Origin of the sequence: Shewanella sp. Sh95, assembly GCF_001308045.1 — a bacterium.
GTDB classification, from domain to species: Bacteria; Pseudomonadota; Gammaproteobacteria; order Enterobacterales; family Shewanellaceae; genus Shewanella; species Shewanella xiamenensis.
The window spans coordinates 46,860-53,597 of sequence record NZ_LGYY01000046.1; the positions used below are offsets into that span (position 1 = coordinate 46,860).

The 6,738-nt window shown below is 45.1% G+C and carries 5 protein-coding genes; 2 read left to right on the forward strand and 3 right to left on the reverse strand.

What is annotated here, in order from left to right:
* Positions 1-53: 53 nt before the first annotated feature.
* Positions 54-1,391 (reverse strand): Na+/H+ antiporter NhaC family protein, encoded by a 1,338-nt coding sequence (locus AEA42_RS04010; RefSeq protein WP_055647033.1) that lies wholly within the window; start codon positions 1,389-1,391, stop codon positions 54-56.
* A gap of 559 nt (positions 1,392-1,950) precedes the next feature.
* On the opposite strand from AEA42_RS04010, the gene AEA42_RS04015 reads away from it, so the two are divergent.
* A complete protein-coding gene (locus tag AEA42_RS04015; RefSeq protein ID WP_037415047.1) occupies positions 1,951-2,790 on the forward strand; it encodes an FAD:protein FMN transferase in 840 nt (279 codons plus the stop codon).
* Positions 2,791-2,939: 149 nt separating this feature from the next.
* Here AEA42_RS04015 and AEA42_RS04020 read toward each other — a convergent pair whose 3' ends face one another.
* Both AEA42_RS04020 and AEA42_RS04025 read right to left on the reverse strand, forming a co-directional pair.
* A complete protein-coding gene (locus tag AEA42_RS04020) occupies positions 2,940-4,571 on the reverse strand; it encodes a methyl-accepting chemotaxis protein (protein ID WP_037427078.1) in 1,632 nt (543 codons plus the stop codon).
* Between the two features lie 134 nt (positions 4,572-4,705).
* Complete coding sequence (locus AEA42_RS04025) at positions 4,706-5,596, reverse strand: DMT family transporter (RefSeq protein WP_037427076.1); 891 nt, start codon at positions 5,594-5,596, stop codon at positions 4,706-4,708.
* A gap of 186 nt (positions 5,597-5,782) precedes the next feature.
* On the opposite strand from AEA42_RS04025, the gene AEA42_RS04030 reads away from it, so the two are divergent.
* Entirely contained in the window at positions 5,783-6,532 is a 750-nt protein-coding gene (locus AEA42_RS04030; RefSeq protein ID WP_055647034.1) for a helix-turn-helix transcriptional regulator, read from the forward strand.
* The last annotated feature ends 206 nt before the right edge of the window (positions 6,533-6,738 follow it).

Genomic DNA, 6,738 nt, shown 5'->3' on the forward strand with positions numbered 1-6,738 from the left:
TGGCTCCCTTTATTTTGTGTTGCTTTCAATAAACCTTGTGATACTTAACTACATCAGTGGCGTTTACGGAAAATGACAATTGCAATGGCTACTGCTGCGAGGATCATGCAATACCATGCATGGGACACGGCTGCTAGCGGTGTGATGCTAAATGTCGAGGCGATTAACAGCGCTTGTGCACCATAGGGTATTAACCCTTGGATAATACAGGCAAAAATATCGAGTACACTGGCAGCTCGTTTAGGTGTTACGCCGTGTTTTTCTGCGAGATCTTTCGCAATGTCACCAGTGACAACAATCGACACCGTATTGTTAGCAACGCAGCTATTGGTCACGGCTACAATTCCCGCCATCCCTAATTCGGCCGCGCGGCATGAGGCTTCGCCTTGGGCTTTTGAGAAACGGGTGATGAGCTTTTCAATCTGTTTGCTCACAAAGGCTAAACCACCTTGTTGCTGCATCAGCGCGGCTAAACCACCGACTAACATCGACAGGATAAAAATTTCCTGCATATTGCTAAAGCCCGCGTAGATATCCTTACCAAATTGGATTACGCCATAGTCCATCGTCAGCAAGCCAGTGGCACCCGCAAGCAGTATGCCTAAGGTTAAGACGACAAATACGTTTAGTCCTGCAACTGCTAATACCAGAATCGTCAGGTAAGGAATCACTTTAATAAAGTCGATATCTTGAGCGGCTAGATCGGCTTGGCCTTGTCCTGCGATGACAAAGGCAACAAAGGTCAGCAGTGAAGCTGGGATAGCAAAAATCAGGTTCTCGCGGAATTTATCTTTCATATCACAGCCTTGAGTTCGAGTGGCCGCAATCGTGGTATCCGAAATAATTGAGAGGTTATCACCAAACAGTGCGCCAGACATCACGGCGCCGGCCATCAGGGCATAATCAATTTGTGCCTGATCGGCAACGCCTAAGGCGATAGGTGCCACGGCGGCGATCGTGCCCATAGAGGTACCCATGGCCGTTGCAATAAAGGCGGCAATCACAAAAAAGCCTGGCAGTAATAGGTTTGAAGGAATAAGCGATAAACCTAAGGCAACGGTCGCATCGACACCGCCAGTGGCTTTCGCTACCGCCGCAAAGCCGCCAGCCAGCAAGTAAATTAAACACATGGCAATAATATTGCTATGGCCAATTCCACCAATAAAGGTATCAATGGCTTGGTTTAATTTTTGCTTTGATAACACCAAAGCCAGAATAATGGCCGGCAGAATAGCAATCACACTCGGTAATTGATAGAAAGCAAAGTCCACACCTTGGCTTTGGAAATAGACCCCTGCGCCAATAAACAGACTTAAAAAAACGAATAAGGGTAACAGGGCAACAAATGATGCTGGGTTACTCGGTGCAGTGGTTTGGGTTGATTGACTCAATGTAATTTCTCTTTTACTCGGCGGGTTGTCTGCGTGCTCCTTGGCAGTCAAACTCGCTCTAAATCTATGTCGCCTTGGCATCATATCCTAGCAACTTGGTGCCAAGCATATTGGATTGCCAATTTACTGTCAATCTAGACGTCTAGATGTTTTTACTTCCGTTGTAATCTGTTCGTTAAAAAGAGGTTTAAATCGTGGTTTGTCTTAATTTTTAATCTTAATAAACAGTATATTAAAATTATTCTATTAATGATTTACTGGTTGTTGTTAGCCAATGCTAAATGTGGATTACTCAGTAATATAGCAATAGAGGGCTATTTCTTCCTCCACCGCTGATACAGTTTAGTGGATCTTAAGTTGGTGTACGATTCGGTATTATTGGGTTTTCTGTTGTTTTTGACACAGTACTACGTGCTGAGAGTGTGAGTTATGTTAGTTTTTAACATTTTAATTTTGCGGGTATCTTTTCGCATAACATACTAAGACCACTCTTGCTGTTAGTAACCAGATGCGGTAAAACGGTGATCCTTCATCCACACCTCACATAGCCAGCAGCATCGTGATACGAAGAGCTAAGCCATTACTGGGCACGTTAATTGAAATTGCAGTCGAATCGGTAGTTGAAGAACCCAGCCAACCAACACTCGATGAGCAAGCCATTCAAGCTGCGATTACTGCGGCTTTTTCTCGCATTGCACAAATTGGACGTTTATTAAGTTTTCATCAGCAAGATAGTGAGTTAAATCTTCTAAACCGTCAGCCTGGCCATTGGGTCACCCTAAGCCAAGATAGTCTAAGGGTATTTAAATTAGCCAAGTGGTTTGGTAAAGCTAGCGACAACTTATTTAATTGCACCATTGGTGGTGAAATGATGTCTCGCGGGGCGTTACCTTGCTACCTTGGTATGCCGCTACTTTTGCAGGGCGATTGGCAAGATATTGAAATTAAAGGGAACCAAGCGCGGTTAGCTCGGCCATTAATTGTTACTTTTGACGGTATCGCCAAGGGGTATGCGGTTGATATGGCAGTAAGTGAGTTACGTCGTGCAGGGGTTTCTGGTGGTTGGGTCAATGCGGGAGGGGACTTGCGAGTATTTGGTTCTGCCTCCTTGGATGTGCTTTGTCGAGGCTCAAATGGATTAAGCCAGAAGATAACAGTCCGCAATATGGCCCTAGCAAGCTCACGAGTTTCGCAGCAATTGAGTCTAGGTTGTCCAGCATTATTACTGCCGACAGGTAATGTCGATATGATGAGCTTTGATGCGTCTAATGAGCGTGTTGTTAGCGTTCAAGCGCCTTTCGCATGGCGTGCAGATGCACTAACCAAGGTGGCTGGTTATCTTTCAGCTAAAGCTGCAAAAGATAAAATTAATCAGCTCGGCGGCCAGTTAGTCTGTTAACCGTTATATTTAAACATGCTTGGTACCAAGGCGGTGTGGTTGACGTGCTGCAGTTTGATGTACCTATCGGATTATTCTCTTCAAGCCATTGTTTTAAATAAAAACTGGCCAATCCTTTTAGGCTTGGCCAGTATCTCAAATGCCTCCCTTTAAGCGACTTTAAAGCGCGAGACTTCTTTTTGTAGATTGCTACAAATGGCTCGGGTATTGACCACTATTTGCTGTGTTTCTTGGATCACCATATTGCAATATCTTGTTTTATCAGACAGTTCAGTCAAGTTACGATTGATTTCCTCAGTAACGTGGGTTTGTTCTTCTGTTGCGGTCGCGGTTTGAGTCGACATCTCACTGACTTTAGAGGTGGAATTTAGGATCTGATCTAAGGCATCTTGAGTCTGACTGGCAAGGGTAACCGTAGAATGGGTGAGGCTGGCGCCTGATTCAATACTCTTCACCGCATCATTAACGCCCCGCTGCAATTCTTCGATCATGCGCTGAATATCTTGAGTCGACGTTTCAGTACGACTCGCCAGAGTACGTACTTCATCGGCGACCACCGCAAAACCACGCCCTTGTTCACCGGCACGAGCAGCCTCAATGGCAGCATTAAGAGCGAGCAGATTAGTTTGCTCCGCAATTGAGCGGATCACATCCAGTACCGAGGCAATATTAGCGGAGTTGACGGAGAGCTTTTCGATAACAGCAACGGCATTTTTAACCGATTCAGACAATTGCTGAATATGATGTACCGATTGCGTGAGGATTTTTTTCCCCTCAATAGTCTGATCATTGACCTTAGTGATTTCGGTAGCAGTATGCAGGGCGTTGCTGGCCACTTCCCTTACCGCGGCACTCATTTCATTTACGGCTGTAACTATGGTGTCGACAAATTGTTCCTGCTCGTGGCTGATCCCTATGGTGGTAGCTGATTTAGTCGCTAGGTTTTCAACGGTATGGCTCACATCTTTGGTTTGGCTGATAATGGCGATGACCATCTGTTGCAACTGGGCAACGAACAAGTTAAAAGCATTGGCCAGTTCGCCAATTTCATCTTGGCGAGTGATAGGAATTCGTTGGGTTAAGTTGCCATCGCCATCGACTATATCATTAATTCTATTAGTAATGTCTTGAATCGCGTTGACAATAATCTTAGGGCCAAAGTAGGCAATCACGAGGGCGACAATAGCGACAAGCGTAGCTATCGTAACTGACATTTGAGTTTGGGCTGTAGCTTGTTCGGTGGCTTGTAAATCCAGTTCTTTAACGCGATTGTCGGCGGCTTCACCTGCGGCATTGTAGATGCTTCTTAGGGCTTTAAACTCTTTTTTGGATTTGCTTTCGTGTAGTTGTCTTGCCAGGTCGAACTGACTATTTTTTACTGCATTTATCACGTCAGATGAGGCTTGATACCAGAGCGAAAACTGTGCTTCAAAGCCATTGGTGGATTGCAATACTTGGGCATGATCCTGCAAGAGTTTTTTAAACTCTCCCATTCGATCGCGGGCCTGATCGACATTCTCTTGCCAGTTATCTATTTCGCTTTTACGGCTATCACTACCCAGATCGGATCTGAGTAACACTTCTTCACTTAGCTGTGCTTGGTAGAGATCGCGGTCAGCGTTGAGAATGGCTGAAATCGCAGGATTAAATAACTGACTAAACTCCTGCATTTGCTTCAGGGTTGAGCGGCTTTGCGTAGCATCAGTAATTGCCATAACGATCAAGGCGGTCGCCATAATGGCAAACATCAGCGAAAACTTTACTCGAATACTATTAAACATAGGGTACTCCATAACGTACTGACAAAATTGCTTATTAAATAGCTTAGTCGCTATTTTGTGGTTTGCAGCAACAACAGAAAATTAAGGAGAATCATCGTAGGAAAGCCCCACTGATATGGGGCTATTGAGTCGATTTAATCAGCACAGGCGCTTAGGGCTGATATTTTAGGTTTGGGCTTTATCTGCACTAACATTACCCCCAAGATAACCATTGAACCGCCAAGGTAGTGATAAACGGCTAAGGTCTCATTTAAGATTATCGCCGCAAATATAGCCGCCAGAATTGGCATTAGATTGAAGAAAATACTGGTGCGTTCAGCGCCCAATTTGCTAATGCCATTAATCCACGCCCAAGGGGCGATGAGTGATGCGCCAAGGGCGGCGTACACAATAAGTGGTGCAGCTTGGCTGCTAATCGTGACGCTTGGTGCACTAAACAGCAGCGGAGTTAACATCAACACAGCGATAATGCCCTGAATATACACTGATTCCCACGTCGATATCGGTAGCTGCCAGCGTTTTAGCAGTACCCCATAAAGGGCGTACACAAACGCACTGATAAGTAATAATAAATCCCCCTCAGTAACCCCTCTCGCCAGATTAGCCATATCCCCGTGGCTTAGCATAAACACTAAGCCCAGCAGTGAGATTAGGCTGCCAGCAAAAACTAATGGCGAGAGCCTTTGCTTGAGTAAAGGTACCGCCAAAAACAGGCTTACCATAGGCACTATCGAGTTGATTAATGCCATATTGGTGGCGGTTGTCGTCGCGGCGGCAAAATAGGCAAGGCTTTGGTTTAATACCATTCCTAAGGCGGCTAAGGTCGCTAATTTCGGTAGTAGAGGAATGATTGTTCTACGTTTTTTCAAGACGGGTTTGAGCATAAAAGGGGTAAGCACAAGCATGGCAAAAAACCAGCGATAAAAGGCAATGGCTTCGGGAGCTATAATTCCAAAGGAAAGTTTGTTAACAATGGTGTTACCCGCCCAAATCATTACGGCGAGTAGTGGAAATAAATACAACATAGGTCAGTCTTCATTGGGGGAAACGAGCCGATGCCAAGTGGCAAACGTGCTGTCATAGATAGTCGCTATTATTGCTGGTCTTTTATGATATAAATATTGCTTAAAAGACAATGTCAGTTCCTCGATAGACAACCACCGCGTCAATCGATGTTTTGATTGGATGTAAAGTCGAGTTTTAGGAGTACGATGCGCCCTGTTTACCATCCACTTAGCTCGGAGCAAGCGCCAGTGGCAGATATTTTCTTCAACTATGAAGCCTTTCTGCCCAATACCATTACACCAAAACATAGCCACATTTGGGGGCAATTACAGCTGATCAGCGGTGGCATTATGGAGTTGCATGCGGCTGGACAACGATTTTTGTCGCCATCCCAATATGCGATTTGGGTGCCAGCAGGCGTAGAGCATGAGAGTTACACCCGCCGCAGTATCCATTATTGCTCATTGAATATTGTTGCCTGTCGGGCGCAGGTTTTCCCTGATGAAACTTGTTTACTTGTGGTGACGCCGATAGCGCAGGCAATAGTGAACGATCTCCGCCAGAGGCAGGTGCGTGTTGCACAAACGGATGCGGATAAACGTTTGGTTGAGGTGTTAATTGACCAGTTAATCTTAGGTCAGGCGCAGCCACAATTTTTGCCTTCGAGTACCGATAAACTGTTGCAACCTATTTTGCAGCAACTTGAACTCGAGCCTGCCAGTCAAATAAGCCTTAAAAGCTGGGCGAGTGAATTACATACCACAGAACGCACACTCGCTCGGCGTTGCCAAGACTGCCTTGGAATGAGTTTTACAGAATTGCGTCAGCGACATAAGTTTATTTATTCGTTGCAATTGCTACGTGAAGGCTTATCAATCAAAGAAGTTGCCCTGACTTTGGGCTATAACCAAACTTCACCCTATATTGTGATGTTTAAAAAATATGCTCAATACTGAAGAATCCCCTGATGATTTACAAATAAATCATCAAATTAGGGTGGAAGCGCATCTTGTTGCATGATCAAATGGTTTCGCCAAAAACTACACTTGGACAACAAGATGCGCGAAGCCAATATCCTACAACATTCTTTACACCAATACTGCCCAGAACTTCACCTAAAACGATTAAACAGCTTGATGCTGGCCTCTAAGGCACTGATTGA

Coding starts and splice junctions, on each gene's coding strand:
- AEA42_RS04020 (WP_037427078.1), bottom strand. CDS start 4,571: ATGTTTAATAGTATTCGAGTAAAGTTTTCGCTGATGTTTGCCATTATG.
- AEA42_RS04025 (WP_037427076.1), bottom strand. CDS start 5,596: ATGTTGTATTTATTTCCACTACTCGCCGTAATGATTTGGGCGGGTAAC.
- AEA42_RS04030 (WP_055647034.1), top strand. CDS start 5,783: ATGCGCCCTGTTTACCATCCACTTAGCTCGGAGCAAGCGCCAGTGGCA.